The 21,444-nt window shown below is 70.2% G+C and carries 19 protein-coding genes; 17 read left to right on the forward strand and 2 right to left on the reverse strand.

The features are described 5' to 3' along the window. The first annotated feature begins 22 nt into the window (after positions 1–22). The 16 genes from BMZ82_RS09245 to BMZ82_RS09320 all read left to right on the forward strand — a co-directional run bounded on the left by BMZ82_RS09245 (position 23) and on the right by BMZ82_RS09320 (position 18,184). Positions 23–715, forward strand: a complete 693-nt coding sequence (locus tag BMZ82_RS09245; RefSeq protein WP_093773639.1) for a GntR family transcriptional regulator — start codon at positions 23–25, stop codon at positions 713–715. Further along, the gene (locus tag BMZ82_RS09250) at positions 712–1,623 is read left to right on the forward strand and encodes a dihydrodipicolinate synthase family protein (protein WP_093773641.1); all 912 of its coding nucleotides are present in this window, start codon (positions 712–714) and stop codon (positions 1,621–1,623) included. Before BMZ82_RS09245 ends, BMZ82_RS09250 begins: the two co-directional genes overlap by 4 nt. Next, positions 1,611–3,422, forward strand: coding sequence for an L-arabinonate dehydratase (gene araD, locus BMZ82_RS09255; protein ID WP_256251827.1), 1,812 nt, complete (start codon positions 1,611–1,613; stop codon positions 3,420–3,422). The genes BMZ82_RS09250 and araD overlap by 13 nt, the downstream gene beginning before the upstream one ends. An 80-nt stretch (positions 3,423–3,502) precedes the next feature. After that, entirely contained in the window at positions 3,503–4,438 is a 936-nt protein-coding gene (locus BMZ82_RS09260; RefSeq protein WP_093773643.1) for a carbohydrate ABC transporter permease, read from the forward strand. Next, on the forward strand, positions 4,435–5,334 hold the full coding sequence (locus BMZ82_RS09265; RefSeq protein ID WP_093773645.1) for a carbohydrate ABC transporter permease: 900 nt from the start codon (positions 4,435–4,437) through the stop codon (positions 5,332–5,334). The genes BMZ82_RS09260 and BMZ82_RS09265 overlap by 4 nt, the downstream gene beginning before the upstream one ends. Before the next feature lie 94 nt (positions 5,335–5,428). Beyond that, positions 5,429–6,667, forward strand: a complete 1,239-nt coding sequence (locus BMZ82_RS09270; RefSeq protein WP_093773647.1) for a Gfo/Idh/MocA family protein — start codon at positions 5,429–5,431, stop codon at positions 6,665–6,667. After that, positions 6,667–7,521, forward strand: a complete 855-nt coding sequence (locus BMZ82_RS09275; protein ID WP_093773649.1) for a DUF6807 domain-containing protein — start codon at positions 6,667–6,669, stop codon at positions 7,519–7,521. The genes BMZ82_RS09270 and BMZ82_RS09275 overlap by 1 nt, the downstream gene beginning before the upstream one ends. Positions 7,522–7,639: 118 nt before the next feature. Next, positions 7,640–8,983, forward strand: coding sequence for an ABC transporter substrate-binding protein (locus tag BMZ82_RS09280; protein WP_093773651.1), 1,344 nt, complete (start codon positions 7,640–7,642; stop codon positions 8,981–8,983). Between the two features lie 89 nt (positions 8,984–9,072). Then, on the forward strand, positions 9,073–9,882 hold the full coding sequence (locus BMZ82_RS09285) for a rhamnogalacturonan acetylesterase (RefSeq protein WP_093773863.1): 810 nt from the start codon (positions 9,073–9,075) through the stop codon (positions 9,880–9,882). Between the two features lie 61 nt (positions 9,883–9,943). Continuing rightward, entirely contained in the window at positions 9,944–11,287 is a 1,344-nt protein-coding gene (locus tag BMZ82_RS09290; protein ID WP_177244436.1) for a pectate lyase family protein, read from the forward strand. 92 nt (positions 11,288–11,379) lie between these two features. Continuing rightward, entirely contained in the window at positions 11,380–12,519 is a 1,140-nt protein-coding gene (locus tag BMZ82_RS09295; RefSeq protein WP_093773653.1) for a pectinesterase family protein, read from the forward strand. Positions 12,520–12,523: 4 nt separating this feature from the next. Further along, positions 12,524–13,564, forward strand: coding sequence for a pectinesterase family protein (locus tag BMZ82_RS09300; protein WP_093773867.1), 1,041 nt, complete (start codon positions 12,524–12,526; stop codon positions 13,562–13,564). Beyond that, entirely contained in the window at positions 13,551–14,714 is a 1,164-nt protein-coding gene (locus tag BMZ82_RS09305; protein ID WP_093773655.1) for a dienelactone hydrolase family protein, read from the forward strand. Before BMZ82_RS09300 ends, BMZ82_RS09305 begins: the two co-directional genes overlap by 14 nt. A 50-nt stretch (positions 14,715–14,764) precedes the next feature. Continuing rightward, a complete protein-coding gene (locus BMZ82_RS09310; protein WP_256251828.1) occupies positions 14,765–15,916 on the forward strand; it encodes a right-handed parallel beta-helix repeat-containing protein in 1,152 nt (383 codons plus the stop codon). 164 nt (positions 15,917–16,080) lie between these two features. Next, on the forward strand, positions 16,081–16,878 hold the full coding sequence (locus BMZ82_RS09315; RefSeq protein WP_093773657.1) for an HAD family acid phosphatase: 798 nt from the start codon (positions 16,081–16,083) through the stop codon (positions 16,876–16,878). Positions 16,879–17,029: 151 nt separating this feature from the next. Continuing rightward, positions 17,030–18,184, forward strand: coding sequence for a right-handed parallel beta-helix repeat-containing protein (locus BMZ82_RS09320; RefSeq protein ID WP_093773659.1), 1,155 nt, complete (start codon positions 17,030–17,032; stop codon positions 18,182–18,184). Positions 18,185–18,306: 122 nt separating this feature from the next. On the opposite strand, the gene BMZ82_RS09325 is transcribed toward BMZ82_RS09320, so the two are convergent. Both BMZ82_RS09325 and BMZ82_RS09330 read right to left on the reverse strand, forming a co-directional pair. Beyond that, positions 18,307–19,185 (reverse strand): hypothetical protein, encoded by an 879-nt coding sequence (locus tag BMZ82_RS09325; RefSeq protein WP_093773661.1) that lies wholly within the window; start codon positions 19,183–19,185, stop codon positions 18,307–18,309. After that, a complete protein-coding gene (locus tag BMZ82_RS09330; protein WP_093773663.1) occupies positions 19,182–19,745 on the reverse strand; it encodes a SigE family RNA polymerase sigma factor in 564 nt (187 codons plus the stop codon). The genes BMZ82_RS09325 and BMZ82_RS09330 overlap by 4 nt, the downstream gene beginning before the upstream one ends. Before the next feature lie 279 nt (positions 19,746–20,024). Here BMZ82_RS09330 and BMZ82_RS09335 point away from each other — a divergent pair, with 279 nt between their 5' ends. After that, positions 20,025–21,425: an NCS2 family permease gene (locus tag BMZ82_RS09335; protein ID WP_093773665.1), complete on the forward strand. Its 1,401-nt coding sequence runs from the start codon at positions 20,025–20,027 to the stop codon at positions 21,423–21,425. Positions 21,426–21,444: the final 19 nt, after the last annotated feature.

Raw genomic sequence — 21,444 nt, forward strand, 5'->3', positions numbered from 1 at the left:
ATGTGAGATCCGAGAGGCGCGCATGACCTCTGTGCCCACGCCGATCCCCTCCCGCACGCAAGTCGTGCTGGAGGAGATCAAACGCCGCATCCTCACCGGCCGGCTGACGCCCGGTCAGGCCCTGGTAGAGACCGAACTCGCCGCACAGTTCGGGGTGTCCAAGACCCCGGTGCGCGAGGCGCTCAAGACCCTGGCCGGCACCGGACTGGTCGTCATGAGCCAGTACAAGGGCGTCACGGTGCGCATGGTGGACGCGGACATGGCGCGCGAGGTCTACGACGTCCGGCTGCTCCTCGAACCCGAGGCGCTGCGCCGGGCGGTGCGCCGCGGTGCCTCCCTGGACGCCGCCCGGTCCGCGCTGACCAGCGCCGACGAGGCGACCGACACCGCCGAACGGTCCCTGGCCAACCGGGAGTTCCACCGCGCCCTGTACCTGCCGTGCGGCAACCCGCTGCTCGGCCGGATGCTCGACGAGGTCCGCGACCAGGCCGCCCTGGTCTCCGCCGTCGCCTGGGCCGCCTCGCCCTCCTGGGAGCGGGAGGCCGACGAGCACCGCGAGATCCTGCGGCTCGCCCTGGCCGGCGACGCGGACGGCGCGGCCCGCGCCCTGCACGCCCACATCGCCTCCTTCGTCGAGCGGGCGTTCCCCCGAGCGGAAGACCAGGCAGTGAATCCGGCAGCGAATCCGGCAGTGAACCAGGAAGGTCGGGTATGAGCAGCGTGGCGTTCGAGACCCAGCGTGCGGCGCTGGCCGACGTGGTGGCCATCCCGGTGACCCCGTTCGCCGAGGACGGCACCGTCGACCGGGCCGCCCACCGGGCCCTGCTGCGCCGCCTGCTCGACGGCGGGATCACCACCCTCACCCCGAACGGCAACACCGGCGAGTTCTACGCCCTCACCCCCGAGGAGCGCCGCCTGGTCACGGAGTCGACCGTCGAGGAGGCGGGGGACCGCTCGACGATCCTGGTCGGCGTCGGGCACGACGTCCCCACCGCCGTCGCCTCCGCGCGGCACGCCCGTGAGCTGGGCGCGCAGATGGTGATGGTCCACCAGCCCGTCCACCCCTACGTCTCCCAGGGCGGCTGGGTCGACTACCACCGGGCGATCGCGGCGGCGGTGCCCGAACTGGGCGTCGTCCCCTACATCCGCAACGCGCAACTGCCCGGCGAGCGCCTCGCCGAACTCGCCGACGCCTGCCCGAACGTCATCGGCGTCAAGTACGCCGTCCCGGACGCCGCCCGCTTCGCCGCCTTCGCGCGGGACGCCGGTCTGGAACGCTTCGTCTGGGTCGCCGGGCTCGCCGAGCCGTACGCGCCCTCCTACTTCTCGGCGGGCGCGACCGGCTTCACCTCAGGGCTGGTGAACGTCGCCCCGGCCGTTTCGCTGAACATGATCGAAGCGCTTCGATCGGGGGACTACCCGGCGGCGATGAAGGTGTGGGAACAGATCAGGCGCTTCGAGGAGCTGCGCGCCGCCGACGGCTCCGCCAACAACGTCACCGTCGTCAAGGAGGCGCTCGCCTCCCTGGGCCTGTGCCGCCGCGAGGTCCGCCCGCCGAGCCGTCCGCTGCCCGAGGACGAGCGCGCCGAGGTCGCCGCCATAGCCGCCGGATGGTCCATATGAAGCGCTTCGACGATCAAGCCGACGATCAAGCCGAGGATCAGGTCGACGGCCGTGCGGAACAGCGCCCCGAGCAGCCGCGCAAGCGCCCGGAGGAGCTTCGCAGTCACCAGTGGTACGGCACCGACGGTCTGCGCTCCTTCAGTCACCGCGCCCGCACCCGCCAGCTCGGCTACCTCCCCGAGGAGCACCTCGGCAAGCCGGTCATCGCGATCCTCAACACCTGGTCGGACATCAACCCCTGCCACGTCCACCTGCGCGACCGCGCCCAGGCCGTGAAGCGGGGCGTGTGGCAGGCGGGCGGTTTCCCGCTGGAGTTCCCGGTCGCCACGCTCAGCGAGACCTTCCAGAAGCCGACCCCGATGCTCTACCGCAACCTCCTCGCCATGGAGACCGAGGAGTTACTGCGCTCCTACCCGGTCGACGGGGCCGTCCTGATGGGCGGCTGCGACAAGACGACGCCCGCGCTGCTCATGGGCGCGGCGAGCGTCGACCTGCCCACCGTGTTCGTGCCGGCCGGGCCGATGCTGCCGGGCCACTGGCGGGGCGAAATCCTCGGTTCCGGCACCGACATGTGGAAGTACTGGGACGACAAGCGGGCCGGCCTGATCGGCGACTGCGAGCTGGCCGAGCTGGAGAGCGGCCTCGCCCGCTCGCCGGGCCACTGCATGACGATGGGTACGGCGTCCACGCTGACGGCCGCGGCGGAGGCGCTGGGCGTGACGGTGCCGGGCGCGTCGAGCATCCCGGCCGTGGACTCCGGGCACGACCGGATGGCCGCGTCGTCCGGCATGCGGATCGTCGAACAGGTCCACCGGGGGCGCGTCCTCTCCGAGATCCTGACCCGGGACGCCTTCGAGGACGCGGTGACGACCGTCCTCGGCCTCGGCGGCTCGACCAACGCCGTCATCCACCTCATCGCCATGGCCGGCCGCGCGGGCGTCACGCTCACCCTCGACGACTTCGACCGGATCGCCCGCACGGTCCCCGTCCTCGCCAACGTCCGCCCCGGCGGCCGGACCTACCTCATGGAGGACTTCCACTTCGCGGGCGGCCTGCCCGGCTTCCTCTCCCGCATCCCGGACCTGCTCCACCTGGACCGCCCGACGGTGTCCCACGACACCCTGCGCGAACAGCTCGACGGCGCGCGGGTGCACAACGACGACGTCATCCGGACCCGGGACAACCCGGTCGCCGCCGAGGGCGGGGTCGCCGTGCTGCGCGGCAACCTCTGCCCGGACGGCGCGGTCATCAAGCACGTCGCCGCCGAGCCGCACCTGCTCAGGCACACCGGCCGCGCGGTCGTCTTCGACGACTACCGGACCATGCAACGCACCGTCAACGACCCCGAGTTGGGCATCACCGCCGACACCGTGCTGGTGCTGCGCGGAGCCGGCCCCAAGGGCGGCCCGGGCATGCCCGAGTACGGCATGCTGCCCATCCCGGACCACCTGCTCAAGCAGGGCGTGCGGGACATGGTGCGGATCTCCGACGCCCGGATGAGCGGCACGAGTTACGGCACCTGCGTGCTGCACGTGGCACCCGAGTCGTATGTCGGCGGACCCCTCGCACTGGTGCGCACCGGCGACTCGATCACCCTCGACGTCGACGCCCGCTCACTCCAACTCAACGTGGACGACGAGGAGTTGGAGCGGCGAAGGGCGCGGTGGACGCCGCCGCCCAGCCGGTACGAGCGCGGCTACGGGGCGCTCTACAACGAACAGATCACCCAGGCCGACACCGGTTGCGACTTCGAGTTCCTGGCCCGCCCGGGCAAGGTGCAGGACCCGTACGCCGGCTGAACCGGAGCAGCACCACCGCGCACACCCCTGTACGGAGAGAAAGCGCTTCCCGCACGACGTACCGAGAACGGAGAACAGTCATGGCCCAAGCCGCAGCCGTGGCGAAACCGCCCGCGCCACCCCGGCGACGCCGTGCCTCCGCCACGCCGCGCAGGCTGCCGTACCTGCTGATCGCGCCGGCGGCCCTGCTGATGGTGGGCTTCATCGCCTACCCCGTCATCAGCGTCTTCTACTACAGCCTGCAGAACTACAACCCCACCAAACCGTGGCGCAACGGCTTCGCGGGCTTCGACAACTTCGTGCACGCGTTCACCGACGACCCGCAGTTCTGGGACACGCTGACGTTCAGCGCCCAGTGGGTGGTCGTCGAGGTCGGGCTGCAACTGCTGTTCGGGCTGGCGCTGGCGCTGATCGTCAACCAGACCTTCGTCGGCCGCTCACTCGGCCGCGCCCTCGTCTTCTCCCCGTGGGCCGTCTCCGGCGTGCTGACCTCCGCGATCTGGGTGCTGCTCTACAACTCCCAGACGGGCATCACCCGTTACCTCGCCGACCTGGGCGTCGGCCAGTACGGCACGAGCTGGCTGTCGGACACCTCCACCGTGTTCCCGGCGGCGATCGTCGCCGACCTGTGGCGCGGGGTGCCCTTCTTCGCGATCCTCATCCTCGCCGACCTCCAGTCCGTGTCGAAGGACCTGTACGAGGCTGCCGAGGTCGACGGGGCCGGCCGGCTCAAGCAGTTCTGGCACATCACGCTGCCCCATCTGAAGGACGCGATCGTCCTGTCCACGCTGCTGCGCGCGGTGTGGGAGTTCAACAACGTCGACCTGCTGTACACGCTCACCGGCGGCGGCCCGGCGGGGGAGACCACCACCCTCCCGCTCTACATCGCCAACACCAGCGTCGACGCCCACAACTTCGGCTACGCGTCCGCCCTCACCACGGTCGCGTTCGTGATCCTGCTCTTCTGCTCGATGGTCTATCTGCGGCTGAGCAAGTTCGGAGGAGGCGACAAGTGATCACCGAGGAGGCCACCGAGGTCGCGCCCGCCCCCGTGCGCGTGCCCACCGCAGCCGACCGACGGCCGCCCAGGAGGAACCGCGCCTGGGACGAGGCCCCCCGCTGGCAGATCTACCTCCCCCTGTCGATCTACCTGGTCTTCACCCTCGTCCCCTTCTACTGGATCCTGCTCTTCGCGCTCCGCCCGGCCGGTTCGACCTCGCTCGTGCCCTGGCCGATGACCTCCGACCACTTCGAAAAGGTGTGGAACGAGCGGGACTTCGCGGTCTACTTCCAGAACAGCGTGCTCACCGGCGTCGCGACGCTGCTGCTGACCACCGGCGTCGCCCTGGCCGGCGGCTACGCCCTCGCCCGCTTCGACTTCAGGATCAAGCGCGGGTTCATGCTCGCCCTGCTGTGCACCCAGTTCGTGCCGGGCGCGCTGCTGCTCGTACCGCTGTTCCAGATCTTCGCCGAGCTGAAGATGATCAACTCGCTGGGCAGCGTCATCATCGCCGAGACGGTCTTCCAACTGCCCCTGTCGATGATCCTGATCAGCGGGTTCATCCGGAACGTGCCCTACTCCCTGGAGGAGGCCGCCTGGGTCGACGGCTGCAACCGGCTCACCGCCTTCCGTATCGTCGTCCTGCCGCTGCTGCGGCCCGGGCTGATCGCGGTCGGCTCCTTCGCCTTCGTGCACGCCTGGAACCACTTCCTGTTCGCCCTGATGTTCCTCTCCGACCAGAGCAAGCAGACGATCCCGGTCGGCCTCAACACCCTGATGAGCGCGGACAGCGTCGACCTGGGCGCGCTGGCGGCGGGCGGCATCATCGCCGCCGTCCCCGTGGTGATCGTCTTCGCCTTCATCCAGAAGTGGCTGATCACCGGGTTCAGCGCGGGGGCGGTAAAGGGATGAGACTCCATCGGCCGCCTACCCTGCACGAAAAGATCGACAGCGCCGCGACGACCGACAGCGGGACGGCACGCGGCGCGGGCGCAGGGAGGATCCCATGAGCGACGCAGGCACCACAGGTACCGCAGGCATCGCAGACGTCACCGGTATCGCCGGGACCGCCGTCCCCGTGGTGCTCGCGGGGGCGCGCGGGCACGGCCGCTGGCATCTGGACAACATCCGGCGGCTCCAGGACAAGGGGATCGTCCGGCTGGCGGGTGTCTGCGAGCTGACGCCGCTGACCGCTGCCGAGCTCCCGGAGGGACTCGGCGCGCCCGAGCAGTCCGCCGACTTCGGCGCGCTGCTCGACTCCACCGGCGCCCGGATCGCCGTCGTCTGCACCCCCATCCCCACCCACACCGACCTGGCCCTGACCGCCGCCCGCAGGGGAGTGCACCTGCTGCTGGAGAAGCCGCCCGCGCCCTCCTACGCCGAGTTCCGCCGGATGGCCGACGGGGTCGCCGAGGCCGCCGTGGCCTGCCAGATCGGCTTCCAGTCGCTGGGCTCGCACGCGGTGCCCGCGATCCGGCGGCTGATCGGCGACGGGGTGATCGGCGAGGTGACCGGCGTCGGCGGCGCGGGGGCGTGGGCGCGCGCCGAGGCGTACTACCGGCGCGCCCCTTGGGCGGGCAAGCGGCGGCTGAACGGCGTCGACGTGATCGACGGGGCGCTCACCAACCCGCTCGCGCACGCCGTCGCGACGGCCCTCGCGCTGGCCGGGGCCACCCGCGCCGAGGACGTCATTGGCATCGAGACCGAGCTGGCGCACGCCAACGCCATCGAGTCCGACGACACGTCCTGCGTCCGCGTCAGCACGGCCGACGGGCGTCGGATCGTCGTCGCGGCCACGCTGTGCGCCGAGACCCCCGGCGACCCGTACGTCGTCGTGCACGGCAGCCGTGGCCGGATCACGTACTGGTACAAGCAGGACCGCGTCCTGCTCCAGCGCGCCGGGCACGGCCCCGAGGAGTACGAGTACGGCAGCACCGACCTGCTGGAGAACCTCGTCGAGCATCTCACCGACGGGGCCGAACTGTTCGTCCCGCCCGCCGTGACCGAGTCGTTCATGCGGGTCGTCGAGGCGATCCGCACCGCCCCCGACCCGGTCCAACTGCCCGACGACGCCTGGCAGTCGCTGCCCGACGAGGACCGCAGGACGGTCCCCGGCATCGACGGGCTGGTGGCGTCGGCCGCCGACACCCTCGCCCTCTTCTCCGAACTGGGCGCTCCCTGGGCGGCCCCGACCGCGCACCCGCAGACCGCGCACCCGGACGATCCGAAAGGGGTGAGCACCTGATGACGGCCCAGGCACCCGGCGCACCGGTCGTCCTGCGGGTCGCGGGCCGCCCGGTCGGCCGCTACGTCACCCGGCCCGAGCTGCCCGCCCGGCTCTCTCCGCGCCCCTACCTGCACCCCGTCACCACCCTGGCCGGCACGGCGGTCACCGAACTCGGCCCCGCCGACCACCCCCACCACCTCGGCGTCGGTGTCGCCGTACCCGACGTCGAGGGGCACAACTTCTGGGGCGGCCGCACCTACGTCCGCGACCGGGGTCCGACCGAGCTGGACGACCACGGGGCCCAGCGCCACGGCTCCTTCCAGCTCCGCGACCCCGACGGCTTCGTGGCGGAGCTGCGCTGGGTCGCTGCCGGGGCCGAGCTGCTGCGTGAGCGCCGTACCGTCGCCGCGACCGAACTCACCTACACCGCCTGGGCGTTGGACTTCACCTTCTCCCTCACCAACGTCACCTCCGGCCCGCTGTCCATCGGCAGCCCGGCGACGAACGGCCGCCCCGGCGCGGCCTACGGCGGCTTCTTCTGGCGGGCCCGCAAGGAGCCCGAGGCTCCGCGGGTGTTCACCGCCGACGCGGAGGGCGAGGCGGCGGTGCACGGCGCGCGCGCCGACTGGCTGGCCCTGGCCGGCGCCGGCTGGACGCTCGTCTTCGCGGGCGCCACCGACACCACCCGCCGCGACCCCTGGTTCGTGCGCACCGCCGAGTACCCGGGCGTCGGCTCCTCGCTGGCTTCGGCCGAGCGGCTGCCGATCCCGCCCGGCGGGACGGCCGTACGCCGCGTCGTCACCGTCGTCGCCGACGGCCGCCTGGACCGGGACGAGGCGGCGGCGCTGGTCCGGAAGGCGGTCAGCCAGTGACCCGGGAGACGCGCACCGACCCGGCCCTGAACGCCGACCGGTCCGACCCGGACGTCGACGCATCGCCCCCCCACACCGTCATGCCTCCGTTGGGATCCAGAAGAAGAGAGCCGACCATATGAAGAGCAGCAGCATCCGCAGCAGCAGACGTGCCGTGCTGGCCGTCGCCCTGGGCTCCGTGCTCGCGCTGACCGCAACCGCCTGCGGCGACGACGGCAGCGGCGCGGCGGGCGACAAGGGGGGCGAGGGCTCCGGCAAGGGGGAGATCACCTTCTGGGACAACAACGGCGGTGTCCGTACCGACGTGTGGAAGGAGATCATCGCCGACTTCGAGAAGGCGAACCCCGACATCAAGGTCAAGTACGTCGGGATCCCGGCCGCGAGCGCCCAGTCCAAGTACGACACCGCCATCCAGGGCGGCGGGCTGCCCGACGTCGGCGGTGTGGGCACCGCGATGCTCGCCGAGGTCGCGGTCCAGGGCGCGCTGGAGCCGCTGGACGGCCGGCTGGCGAAGAGCGGCCTCAAGGGCAAGCTCAGCCAGAACCTCGTGGACAGCAGCCGCGCGGCGGGCGGCGGAGACGCGCTGTACCAGATACCCACCTCGTCCAACAACGGCACGCTCTGGTACCGCACCGACCTGTTCGAGCAGGCCGGCCTGGACGCGCCGACCACCTGGACGAAGTTCTACGAGGCAGCCGACAAGCTCACCGACAAGGGCAAGAACAGGTTCGGCTTCACCATCCGGGGCGGCGAGGGCTCCATCGCGCCCGCCCTGGACGCGGCGTACAGCCAGTCCGGCGTCGACACCTTCTGGAACGGCGACAAGACCACCGTCGACGACCCGAAACTCGTCGCCGCCCTGGAGAAGTACGTCGCCCTGTACAAGAAGGACACCCCGTCCGCCGACGTCAACAACGACTTCACCAAGATGGTGTCCCAGTGGGACAGCGGCACCATCGGCATGCTGAGCCACAACCTCGGCTCCTACCAGGACCACGTGAAGGCGCTGGGCGCGGGCAAATTCCGGGGCATCCCGAGCCCGACCCGCGACGACGGCAGCCGCGTCCAGGTCTCCAACCCGGTCGACGGGCTGAGCGTCTTCAAGCCCGGCAAGAACAAGGCGGCGGCCTGGAAGTTCGTCGAGTTCGCCGTGTCGCACGCGGAGAACTCCAAGTACAACCGGGCCGCCGGGCAGATCCCGGCCAACACCGAGGCCGCGCAGGACGAGTGGATCCAGCAGGCCGAGCCCACGAAGCTCGCCGCCGAGGCCCTCAACGGGGCCGACACCAAGATCGTGCAGTTCCCGTACTACCTGCCCGACTGGAACACCATCTCCAAGGCCGACAACGAGCCGAACTTCCAGAAGGTCCTGCTCGGCAAGATGAGCGCGAAGGACTTCCTGGGCACGCTGGCCGAGCAGTTGAACGCCGCGCAGGCCGACTGGAAGAAGAACCACGGTTAGTTCGGGGTCGGTTGTGGGGGACCGCGGTTCCCCCCTCCCGCCGAGCCCTTGGGGAATCACCTGAAACCTCTCTCGAAAGGTGCATGTTCGTGGCCCTTACGCGCAGACAGGTCACTTCCGCGGCGCTGGCCGCCGTTCCGCTCGGGGCCATGGCCGCCGAGCCCGCCGAAGCCGGTACGCGCCGGCCCCGCACGCTCTACATCGCCGGTGATTCCACCGCCGCGCAGAAGTACGCCGACGCCGCTCCCGAGACCGGGTGGGGAATGGCGCTGCCGTTCTTTCTGCACGAGGACCGGCCCGTCGCCAACCACGCGGTGAACGGGCGCAGTTCGAAGAGTTTCGTCGACGAGGGCCGGCTCGACGCCGTCCTCGCCGCGATCCGGCCCGGCGACTTCCTGCTGATCCAGTTCGGGCACAACGACGAGAAGAACACCGACCCGACCCGGTACACCGAGCCCTGGACGACGTACCAGGAGTACCTGCGGATGTACGTCGACGGCGCTCGCGCGAAGGGGGCGCGGCCGGTGCTCGCCACGCCCGTCGAGCGCCGCAGTTTCGACGCCGAGGGGACCGCCCGGCCGACGCACGGCGAATACCCCGCCGCCATGCGCGCGCTCGCCGAGTCGGAGCGGGTCGCGCTGCTCGACGTCCAGGCGTGGTCGCTCGCGCTGTGGCAGGAACTCGGGGCCGAGGCGACGAAGACGTACTTCAACTGGACCCCGACCGAGCAGGACAACACGCACTTCAATCCGCCGGGCGCGATCGCCGTGGCCCGGCTCGTCGCGGAGGAGCTGCTGCGGACACGGGTGCTCGAGCCGTGTGACGTCGTCCGGCTGCACGACGAGATACCCACGTCCTGGATCACCTGGCCCGCGCGGCTCTCGGCACCGCTGCCGTAGCCGCTGCCGTACCCGCTCTCGTAGAACCGCACCGCTCTCTCAGCCAGAGGAGACCCGCACAGTGCGTACACAGAGATGTCATGGACGCGTCATAACTACCCTGGTGGGGTGCACCGCGCTGGCACTGACCGCCACCGCCACGGCCGCCACCACGGCCTCCGCCCAGTCCCAGACCCAGTCCCGCACCGCGACGCGCGACCTCGGCCGGCAGGTCCTGGCCACGGGCGACGGCTGGGGCTCGTACGGCACCGGGACGACCGGTGGATCGGCCGCCGACGCCGCACACGTCTACACCGTCACCACCTGGGCCGGTTTCAAGGCCGCCCTCGCCGCCGGCGGCAGCGCGCCGAAGATCATCAAGGTGCGGGGCGTCATCGACGCCGTCGCCGAGGGGTGTGACGCCTTCGCCGCGCCCGGATACGACTTCGACGCCTACCTCGCCAGGTACGCGCCGCAGACCTGGGGCCTGGACACCGACCTGAGCGCCGAGCCCGACGACAGCCCGGAGGGGCTGCGGCGCGCCTCCGCCGCCGCCCAGGACAAGGCCATCAAGGCGAACATCCCCGCCAACACCACCCTCGTCGGCATCGGGAAGAACGCCGGGTTCAAGGGCGCCAGCCTGCAGATCAAGGCCGTCGACAACGTGATCGTCCGGAACCTGGCCTTCGAGTCGCCCCTCGACTGCTTCCCGCAGTGGGACCCGACCGACGGCTCCGGCGGCAACTGGAACTCCGAGTACGACACCGCCGTCGTCTACGGCTCCACGCATGTCTGGCTGGACCACAACACGTTCACCGACGGGACGCACCCGGACAGCGCCGCGCCGACCTACTTCGGCATGCTCTACCAGCAGCACGACGGCGAGTTGGACATCGTCCGGGGCGCCGACTACGTCACCGCCTCCTGGAACGTCTTCACCGAGCACGACAAGACGATCCTCGTCGGCAACAGCGACAGCGAGTCGACCGCCGCCGGCGACCGGGGGCACCTGAAGGTGACGTTCCATCACAACCGGTTCACGGACCTGGTCGAGCGGGCTCCCCGGGTCCGCTTCGGCCAAGTCGACTCCTACAACAACCACTTCGTCGGAGACGACTCCTTCGCCTACAGCTTCGGCATCGGCAAGGAGTCCCAACTCGTCGCCCAGCACAACGCGTTCACGCTGCCGCAGGGGATCAGCGCGGCCAAGGTGCTGAAGCGGTGGAACGTGGCGCCGGTCACCGCCGACGACAACTACGTCAACGGCACGCTCACCGACCTGATCGCCGTGCACAACGCGGAGATCCCCGGAGAGGCCCTCCAGTCCGGCGCGGGCTGGACACCGACCCTGCGCACCAAGGTCGACCCGGCGCGCGCGGTCCCGCGCATCGTCGACTGCGGCGCGGGCGCGGGACGCCTGGGCTGAGTCGCCCCTACGACGGCCGGGGCGGACGGCATCCGCCACCCGCCCCGGCCCCTCAGCAGAGCCGCAGAGCCGCACTGCCAAGGAGCACCCGCATGTCCTCGCCCCAGCACCACCAACTCCCCCTGTCCAGAAGGGGATTCCTGGCAGCGGTCGCCGGTACGGCCGCCGCCCTCACCCTGGCCGCCCCGCCCGCGCGGGCCGCCGCCGCGAAGCCGAGGCGTCCGTTCGGCAGCCACGGCTCGCCGACCGCCCGCCGCACTCCGCAGACCCTGTACGTCGACCCGCTCGGCCGGGGCGACTTCACCTCCGTCCGCGACGCCGTCGCCGCCACCACCGGCAGCGGCTGGACACTCGTCCTCGCACCGGGGGTGTACCGCGAGACGGTCGCCGTCGACGTCACCCGCACCGACGCCACCTGGATCGGCGCATCCGAGAACCCCCGGGACGTCGTCATCGTCTACGACAACGCGGCCGGCACCCCCAAACCAGGCGGCGGCACCTACGGCACCACCGGGTCGGCCACCACCACCGTGCAGGCCGACGGCTTCACCGCCCGCTGGATCACCTTCGCCAACGACTGGCTGCGCGCCGACCACCCGGAGATCACCGGCACCCAGGCCGTCGCCATCAAGGTCCAGGGCGACCGCTCCGCCTTCCACCACTGCCGCTTCCTCGGCCACCAGGACACCCTGTACGCCGACTCGATCGCCCTCGGCACCTTCGCCCGCCAGTACTACGCGCACTGCTACACCGAGGGGGACGTCGACTTCGTCTTCGGCCGGGCGACGGCCGTCTACGAGCACTGCCACTTCCGCACCCTGAACCGCACCGACCTGGCCGCCGCCCCCTACGGCTTCGTCTTCGCACCCTCGACGGCCACCGCCAACCCCCGGGGATACCTGGTCAGTCACGGCCGGATCAGCAGCGCGGCACCCGACGCCGCCTACAAGCTGGCCCGCCCCTGGGTGCCCAGCTCCGACACCACCGCCCGCCCCATGCTCACCGTCCGCGACACCCGCCTCGACGCCGGCCTCGACGCGGTCGCGCCCTACACCGACATGTCGGCCGCCTTCCCCTGGCAGCGCCAGCGGTTCGCCGAGTACCGCAACACCGGGCCGGGAGCCGAGATCACCGTCCCCGACAACCGCCCCCAACTCACCAGCGAACAGGCCGAGTCGGCGACCCGTGAGGCCTACCTCGGCAACTGGGAGCCCTGGCGGGGGGAGTGCTGAGATGCTGCGCCGACGCACCCTCCTCGCCGGACTCACCGGCAGCGCCCTGACCGCCGCGACCAGCGCCGCGCCACCCGCCGTCGCCCACTCCCGCCGCGTCCTGCACGTCCGCCCCGGCGACTCCCTCCAGGCCGCCGTGGACGCCGTAGACGGACCCGGCCGGACGATCGTCGTCCACCCGGGCACCTACCGGGAAGTCGTCGACATCCCCGCCGACAAGGGCGAGTTGACGCTGCGCGGCGCGACCCGCGACGCACGCGCAGCCGTCCTGGTCTACGACAACGCCAACGGGACGCCGAAGCCCGACGGGTCCGGCACCTACGGCACCGCGGGCTCCGCCACCTTCACCTCCGCCGCGCCCGGCCTCACCGTCCGCGACCTCACCCTCGCCAACGACTGGCTGCGCGCCGACCACCCGGAGATCACCGGCACCCAGGCGGTGGCCGCCCATGTCACCGGCGACCGCACGCACTTCGAGAACGTCCGGCTCCTGGCCCACCAGGACACCCTGTTCGCCGACACCACCGCGCTGGACGCCTTCGGCCGGCAGTACTTCCACCGCTGCTACATCGAGGGCGACGTCGACTTCGTCTTCGGGCGGGGCCGGAGCGTCTTCGACGCCTGCCACTTCCACACCCTCCAGCGGGACGTGGCCTTCACCCCCAAGGGCATGGTCTTCGCCCCCGCCACCGCCCGCGCCAACCCCTACGGCTTCCTCGCCCTGCGGAGCCGGATCACCTCCGGCGCCGAGAACGCGGCGTACAAGATCGCCCGGCCCTGGGTGCCGACGTACGAGACGACCGCCTGGCCCTCGCTGGTCGTGCGGGACACCTGGATCGGCCCCGGGATCGACGCGGCGACCCCGTACGTCGACATGCGCGAGGCCTACCCCTGGCAGACGATGCGCTTTCGCGAGTACCTCAACTCCGGTCAGGGCGCGGTGATTTCGGTGCCGGAGAACCGGCCGCAACTGACCGCCGAGGAAGCGGCCACGCACACCCGGCGGACGTATCTCGGCAACTGGAGGCCGTATGACCGCCCGTGACCCGGCGGCGGTGGGGCGGCGGGCGTTCGTGGTCGGGACCGGGGCCGCGCTGCTGGCCGGGGGAGTGGCCGCCGACGCGCAGGCGGCCGTCGTGGACGGGCCGTTGCCCGACTTCCACCCCGCGCTCAAGGCCGAGTTGACCTTCCCGCTCGCCTGGGGGAACTCCCCGATCCGCGACTTCCGCGCCTGGCGCAGGGCCGCCCGCGCCAAGGTCGAGGAGCTGCTGATCGTCGACCAGGAGGAACGGACCCCGTACGCCCCCGAGTTCACCCACCGACACCAACAGGACGGCTACACCGGCGAGTTGGTGACACTCTCCCTCACCCACCACGAACGCGTCAGGGCCGCCCTCCTCACCCCGGACGGCCCCGGCCCCTTCCCGGCCGTGCTCCTCCTGCACGACCACGGCGCGAAGTTCGACATCGGCAAGGAGAAACTCGTCCGCCCCTGGTACGACGACACACGGCTCGCCTCCGCGCAGGCGTGGTCGCAGCGGTACTTCAGCGGCCGGTTCGTCGGCGACGAACTGGCCCGGCGCGGCTATGCCGTGCTGTGCGCGGATGCCCTCGGCTGGGGCGACCGCGGCCCCCTCGCCTACGACCAACAGCAGGCCCTCGCCGCCAACTTCTTCAACCTCGGCTCCTCGCTCGCCGGACTCATGGCCCGCGAGGACACCCGGGCCGCCGGTTTCCTGGCCTGCCTCGACCGCGTGGACGCGGGCCGGATCGCGGCCGTCGGCTTCTCCATGGGTGCCTTCCGAGCCTGGCAGACGGCGGCTCTCAGCGACGACCTCGCCGCCGCGGCGGCCGTCTGCTGGATGACGGGCCTGAAGAACATGATGGTGCCCGGCGACAATACCCTGCGCGGGCAGTCCGCCTACTACATGCTCCACCCCGGGCTTCCCCGGTTCCTCGACTTCCCCGACGTGGCGAGCATCGCCGCACCCAGGCCGATGCTGTTCTCCAACGGCGGGCTCGACCCGCTGTTCCCCGCCGACGGCGTCCGCGCGGCCCACGACAGGCTGCGCACCGTCTGGCGGTCCCGACACGCCGAGGAGCGGTTGCGCCTCACGACCTGGCCCGACCTCGGCCATGTCTTCGTCGACCGCATGCAGGACGAGGTCTTCACCTGGCTCGACACCGTCCTGTGAACCACCCCGTCCCCTGAAACCCAGAAGCACGACGGAAAGGACCCCACTCCATGTCTCGTCGTACCGCTCGTATCGCTAGTACCGTCCGTACCGCTCGTATCGTGCGCACGGCCCTCGCGACCCTGTCGCTGGGCGCCGGACTTGCCGTCGCCCTGCCCACCCAGGCGCACGCGGCCACCGTGGTCGTCAGCAACTCGACCGACCTGTCCAACGCCATCAAGAACGCCACCGCCGGCACCGTCATCCAGGTCCGCGCCGGCACCTACTACCCCACGGCCACCCTCCAGTCCACGGCCAACGGCACCTCCGCCGCGCCGGTCACCCTCACGGCGTACGGCTCGGAGACGGTGAAGATCGACGGCTCGTCGCTGCCCGACGGAGACTGGATCTTCAAGCTGACCGCCGACTACTGGAACGTCTCCAACCTCACCTTCCAGAACTCCCCGGACAGCGCCGTCGTCTGCCAGTCCTGCACCGGGACGGTCTGGAACAACATCAAGACCATCAACGGCGGCGACTCCGGCTTCACCCTCACCGGCGACGGCACCATGAACAACACGGTCAGGAACATCGACAGTTACGGCAACTACGACGCCGCGAACCACGGCGAGAACGCCGACGGGGTGGCCGTGAAGTTCGGCTCCGGCACCGGCAACCTCATCACCGGGGCCCGTCTCTACAACAACGCGGATGACGGGATCGACTTCTGGTCCTTCTCCTCGCCCGTCACCGTCGAGCACACCTGGTCCTTCGGCAACGGCGTCAACCGCTGGTCCGACTCGGCCTTCGCGGGCGACGGCAACGGCTACAAACTGGGCGGCGACGGCGAGGTCGTCGCGCATGTCATCAACAACTCCGCCGCCTGGGGCAACGCCGGGAACGGCTTCACCGAGAACTCCAACACCGGCGCGATCGTCATCAACCGCACCACCGCCTACGCCAACAGCAAGTGGGGCTACTACTTCGCCACCAGCTCCGCGAAACTCGGCAAGAACCTCGCGGTCGGCAGCGGCAGCGGCGCGGTGAGCAAGGGCTCGAAGGTCACCTCCGCCGGCAACACCTGGGACTCCGGCATCGCCACCCCCGCCTTCAGGTCCACGGACGCGAGCAGCGCGTACAACGCCCGCAGCTCCAGCGGCACCCTGCCCGCCACCACGTTCCTGACGACCGGCTCGACGACCATCGGAGCCACGATGGACTGACGGGGCAGCCGCGAAGCTCACGGGTAGTGGACTGACGGGCCGTCTGTCGGGCCGTCACCTGAGCGCCTGATCCGGCCACTTGACCTGATTTTTGCCCGCCGAACGGGTATCGATAGGGCAACGGGTCTCGCGCTCAGCCACGTGACGCGCGTAGAAAACGTGTCATGCATAAGCCACTGCGCATCGCAGCCCTCGCCGCAGCCTGCGCCGTCGTCAGCGCCGCCCTGTACGGCGCCGGCGCGGCGACGGCCGGCCAGTCCACGGCCAACTCCACCCACGAGCCCTACAACATCGGGCTCCTGGTGAAGGACATCGACACCTACTACGGCACCGCGCTCGACGCGAACGGCGTCTACCAGGCGTCGCCGACCTCCCCGTACGCGAAGGACCTCGCGAGCCTCGACAAGGCCGCGCGGAAGTACCTCGACCAGGCCGCCCGCAAGGCGGTCAAGAAGGGCGAGAAGCCCGCGGTCGTCTTCGACATCGACGACACGCTGCTGCTCAGCCTCGACTACGAGAAGAAGACCAACTACACGTACAACTCGACCACTTGGGCCGACTACGTGGCGCAGGCGAACCGTCCGGCGGTCTTCGGCAGCCCCGAGCTGGTGCAGTACGCCAAGTCCAAGGGCGTCACCGTCTTCTACAACTCGGGGCTGAAGGAGTCGCAGCGCGTCTCGGCCGTCGAGAACCTGAAGAAGGTGGGCGCCGACGTGAACCTCGACGCCGCCCACATGTTCCTCAAGGACGCGGTCAACCCGCCGTCCTACCTGAGCGCCTGCGCGACCCCGGGCACCTGGACCTGCACGACCGTCCAGTACAAGGCCGGCACGCGCAAGCACATCGAGGACGACCTCGGATACGAGATCATCGCCAACTTCGGCGACCAGTACTCGGACCTCGAGGGCGGCTACGCCGACAAGAAGTACAAGCTCCCGAACCCGACGTACTTCGTGAGCTGAGCACCGCCGCCTCCCGGCGAAAAGTTTCGACCATTTCCGTCTGGACGCGGCAACCCTTTCTGTCCATGACGGCGACTGGGGTGCAGAAACGGGCCGAGGTGTCTCCTTCGGCCCGTTTCATCCCCTCACTCCCAGTGAAAGGAGCGGCCCCGTGTCTTTGAGTACCGGACGTCACCGCAGGACGCGCACCCTCTCGATCGCCGCCGCGGTGGCCGTCTCGGCAGGGGTGGGAGGTGTCTGCCTCGGCCTGTCGAACGGCGACGCCGAGGCCGCCTCCTCGACGGTCACCGTGTCCACCACCGCGCAACTGGAGTCGGCGGTGAAGAACGCCACCGCCGGCACCGTCATCCAGGTCCGCGGCGGCACCTACTATCCGACGGCCACCATCAAGTCGACGGCCAGCGGCACCAGTTCGGCTCCCATCACGCTCCAGGCGTACGGCAGCGAGAAGGTGCTGATCGACGGCTCCAAGCTGCCCGCCGGCTCCTGGCTCGCCGGGATCTACGGCAGCTACTGGACCGTGCAGAACCTCACCTTCCAGTCCTCCCCGGCGCAGGGCTTCGTCGTCACGTCGTCGACCGGCGGAATCTTCCGCAACCTGGTCACCGCGAACAACGGCGACTCCGGTTTCACGCTGCGCGGCGACAACACGGTCAACAACCTCGTGCAGAACCTGGACAGTTACGGAAACTACGACGTCGCCGGGCACGGGCAGAACGCGGACGGCATCGCGATCAAATTCGGCTCGGGATCGGGCAACAAGATCACCGGCGCGCGGCTGTACAACAACTCGGATGACGGCCTCGACCTGTGGCAGTTCTCCACGCCGGTCACCATCGAGCATTCGTGGGCCTTCGGCAACGGCAAGAACCGCTGGAACGACTCCGCTTTCCAGGGCAACGGGAACGGGTTCAAGCTGGGTGGTGGGGGAGTCGCGGTGGCGCATGTCGTCAACGACAACGCCTCCTGGGACAACTCGCTGAACGGTTTCACCGAGAACTCCAACACCGGCGCGATCGTACTCAACCGGAACACCGCCTACGCCAACGCGCAGACGGGTTTCTACTTCGCCACGAGCAAGGCCAAGCTCGCCCGGAACCTCGCGGTGGGCAACAAGGGCGGGCTGGACAAGCTCGGCTCCGCCGCCGTCTCCGCCGCCAACAACTGGGACAGCGGGGTGTCCACGCCGGCGTTCAAGTCGACGGACGCGACCTCCGCGTACGGCGCCCGGCAGGCGAGTGGCGCGCTGCCGGCGACCACGTTCCTGACGACGGGGTCGACGACCATCGGCGCCACCATGAACTGACGCCGGCCCTCGAAGGTGCGGGTCCGCGCGTGACCGACCGCACGAAACCCGCGCCTTCGAGTAAGCGAATAAGCGAATGAATAAGCGAACGCAAAGCCCGCAGAGATCGCTGCGGAGGTTTTCTACGAGTCGCCCTCGTCGCCGCTGTGGGCGGCGAAGTCGCCGCCCACGGAGCCCTGTTGCTTCGCCGACCGGCCCGTGATCGCGTAGCTGTCGCGCTTGGCGTCCCGGCCGCCGCGGTCATGGTCGTACTGCCCGGCGAACACCCACTCGCCCTTGGCGATCGTCCGGCCCGGCTTGAGCACCCAGGTGTAGACGAGGAAGCCGTTGCGCTCGGCGACCGTGAGGGTGAAGTAGTCCTCGGGCAGCGAACGCCAGGCGCCCGCCGACGAGACCCCGCCGGTCTGCGCGATCTTCAACTGCACGGTGAGCGCGGTGAGCGGCTCGGACGTCTTCAGTGTGACGTCGCTCTGCGCCCAGAAGTCGTTGCTGTGCGGGTCGACCGAGCCGTCCGACCACAGCGGGCCGTCCTCGGTGTCGCTCGTCGCGGGCAGCTCGGCGACCGGCGCGGTGGACGCGGTGGGCGTCGTCTGCGAGGAGCGGGGCGGGGAGGTGCTCGGCTTCGCCGGGTCCTGCGCGCCGCCGCCGGAACTCGGCGTGGCCTTCGGCGAGGCCGGCGGTCGGCTTGTCGCGCCCGGGGACTCGACCGGCGGCGACGACACGGAGACCGTCTGCTGCGCCGGGTTGTCGTCCTTCACCGCGGACGCCACCGCGTAGCCGCCGGCCCCGAGCATGCCCGCGACCGCGGCCGTGGCCCCCACGATCCGCACCCAGCCCCACACCGGCGGGTGGGTCGCCCGGTGATCGGACCACTCCTGCCCCTGCCCCGCCATGCCGCGCTCGACCCGGGCCAGGATGCGCGCCCGGTCGGGCTCGTGCGCTCCGGCCGCCTCGCGCAGCCGGGCACGCAGCTCGTCGTGCCCGTCCCGCCGCATCCTCATCGGTCCCTTCCCGAGGCCTCACCGGTGCGCACCATCGCAGGCATCGTGAGCGCGGCCCCCTTGGCGCCGAGCAGCCTCTGCAACTCGGCCATCCCCTTGGAGGTCTGGCTCTTCACGGTACCCACCGAAACCCCCAGGGCGAGCGCGGTGTCCTTCTCCGAGAGGTCGAAGGCGTGCCGCAGCACCACACAGGCCCGTTTGCGGAACGGAAGTCTGCGCAGCGCCGACTGGACGTCCACCGTGCCCGCTATGTCGGGATTCTCCGTCTTCTCCTCGCGCTGCGACCAGAACAGGGCGATCCTGCGGCGCTCCCGGACGGCGCTGCGGATGCGGGTGCGGGCCAGGTTGGCGACGACGCCACGGGCGTACGCCACCGGATGGTCGGCCGCGCGCACCCGGTCCCAGCGGTGCCACAGCGCGAGCAGCGCGTCCGCCGCCAGGTCGTCGGCGGCGTCCGCCTCGCCGGTCAACAGGTGGGCGAGACGCGACAGTTCGGCGTAGTGACGGTCGAAGAAGGCATGGAATTCCACCGAGGCGGCGTCGTCGACGACTGTGCCCACGGGTGACCTCTTCTCGATGCGTCTGTGCGTTTTCTGTGACCGAAATGCGGATGTCCCGAGGAGGTGGCCGGGATGAGACCGGGAAGCGTAGCAGTGGTTCATCGCTCGCTTTAGTACAGGGGTTCGAGCATCCTGTGGCAGGCGGATCGAAAGCGGAACCCGATTCCGTAACACGGCGAAAACCTGAAGACGGTTCAACGCAGGAACAATCCAGCGAGCATCCGCACACGATCAGCCGCGCACGATCAGCCAGTCGGCAGGCAGCAGGGAGCAGTACACGTGGAAACCGTCGACCGGTTTTTCAAGATCTCCGAGCGGGGGTCGACCTTCGGCCGGGAGATACGCGGCGGCTTCGCCACGTTCTTCACCATGGCCTACATCCTCGTCCTGAACCCGATCATCCTGGGCAGCGCGAAGGACAAGTTCGGGCACCAGCTCGACACCGTCCAACTCACCACCGCCACCGCCCTGGTGGCCGCCGTCATGACGATCGTCATGGGCGTCGGCGGCAACCTGCCCCTCGCGCTCGCCGCGGGCCTCGGCCTGAACGCGGTCGTCGCCTTCCAGATCGCCCCGCTGATGAGCTGGGACGACGCGATGGGCCTCATCGTCATCGAAGGCCTGCTGATCTGCGCCTTGGTGGTGACCGGGCTGCGCGAGGCCGTCATGCACGCCATCCCGCAGCCGCTCAAGCAGGCGATCAGCGTCGGCATCGGCCTGTTCATCGCCTTCATCGGCTTCGTCGACGCCGGTTTCGTCAGCCGGATCCCCGACATCGCGCACACGACCGTGCCCGTGCAGCTCGGCGGCACCGGCACCCTCTCCGGCTGGCCGGTCCTGGTGTTCTGCCTCGGCGTGCTGCTGACCGTCGGACTGCTCGCCCGCAAGGTCAAGGGCGCGATCCTGATCAGCATCGTCACCATGACGCTGCTCGCGATCGTCATCGACTCGACCGCCGACATCAAGTCCTGGGGCCTGACCACGCCTTCGTGGCCGGACCGGATCGTCGACGCCCCGGACTTCGGGCTGATCGGTCACTTCAGCCTGTTCGGCGCCTTCGGCCAGACCGGCGTCATCACGGTCGTCCTGCTGATCTTCACCCTGATCCTGTCCGACTTCTTCGACACCATGGGCACGGTCGTCGGCATCAGCGCGGAGGCCGGGCTGCTGGACGACAAGGGTCAGGTGCCCCATCTGGGCCGGGTGCTGCTCATCGACGGCGCGGCGGCGGTCGCGGGCGGCGTGGCCTCGTCGTCCTCGGCGACCTCCTACATCGAGTCGGCGGCCGGCGTCGGCGAGGGCTCGCGCACCGGCTTCTCCAACGTGATCACCGGCGGCCTCTTCGCGCTCGCCCTGTTCCTGACCCCGGTCCTCACGATCGTCCCGCTCCAGGCGGCCGCCCCGGCTCTCGTCGCCGTCGGCTTCCTGATGATGACCCAGGTCAAGGGCATCGACTGGGACAAGTACGAGATCGCCATCCCGGCGTTCCTCACCATCGCCGTCATGCCGTTCACCTACTCGATCACCAACGGCATCGGGGCGGGCTTCGTCTCCTACGTCCTCATCAAGACGGTCCTCGGCAAGGCGAAGGACGTGCACTGGCTGCTGTGGGGGGCGTCGGCGCTGTTCGTCGTGTACTTCGCCATCGACCCCATCGAGCAGGTGCTCGGCGTGAAGTGAGCAGTCACGTCGGCTACTT

Source organism: Streptomyces sp. yr375 (genome assembly GCF_900110755.1).
GTDB lineage: Bacteria > Actinomycetota > Actinomycetes > Streptomycetales > Streptomycetaceae > Streptomyces.

What these genes read in the sequence shown, in the direction of transcription:
- BMZ82_RS09245 (WP_093773639.1), top strand. Translation starts at nt 23, where the DNA reads ATGACCTCTGTGCCCACGCCGATCCCCTCCCGCACGCAAGTCGTGCTG.
- BMZ82_RS09250 (WP_093773641.1), top strand. Translation starts at nt 712, where the DNA reads ATGAGCAGCGTGGCGTTCGAGACCCAGCGTGCGGCGCTGGCCGACGTG.
- araD (WP_256251827.1), top strand. Translation starts at nt 1,611, where the DNA reads ATGGTCCATATGAAGCGCTTCGACGATCAAGCCGACGATCAAGCCGAG.
- BMZ82_RS09260 (WP_093773643.1), top strand. Translation starts at nt 3,503, where the DNA reads ATGGCCCAAGCCGCAGCCGTGGCGAAACCGCCCGCGCCACCCCGGCGA.
- BMZ82_RS09270 (WP_093773647.1), top strand. Translation starts at nt 5,429, where the DNA reads ATGAGCGACGCAGGCACCACAGGTACCGCAGGCATCGCAGACGTCACC.
- BMZ82_RS09275 (WP_093773649.1), top strand. Translation starts at nt 6,667, where the DNA reads ATGACGGCCCAGGCACCCGGCGCACCGGTCGTCCTGCGGGTCGCGGGC.
- BMZ82_RS09280 (WP_093773651.1), top strand. Translation starts at nt 7,640, where the DNA reads ATGAAGAGCAGCAGCATCCGCAGCAGCAGACGTGCCGTGCTGGCCGTC.
- BMZ82_RS09295 (WP_093773653.1), top strand. Translation starts at nt 11,380, where the DNA reads ATGTCCTCGCCCCAGCACCACCAACTCCCCCTGTCCAGAAGGGGATTC.
- BMZ82_RS09305 (WP_093773655.1), top strand. Translation starts at nt 13,551, where the DNA reads ATGACCGCCCGTGACCCGGCGGCGGTGGGGCGGCGGGCGTTCGTGGTC.
- BMZ82_RS09310 (WP_256251828.1), top strand. Translation starts at nt 14,765, where the DNA reads ATGTCTCGTCGTACCGCTCGTATCGCTAGTACCGTCCGTACCGCTCGT.
- BMZ82_RS09315 (WP_093773657.1), top strand. Translation starts at nt 16,081, where the DNA reads ATGCATAAGCCACTGCGCATCGCAGCCCTCGCCGCAGCCTGCGCCGTC.
- BMZ82_RS09325 (WP_093773661.1), bottom strand. Translation starts at nt 19,185, where the DNA reads ATGAGGATGCGGCGGGACGGGCACGACGAGCTGCGTGCCCGGCTGCGC.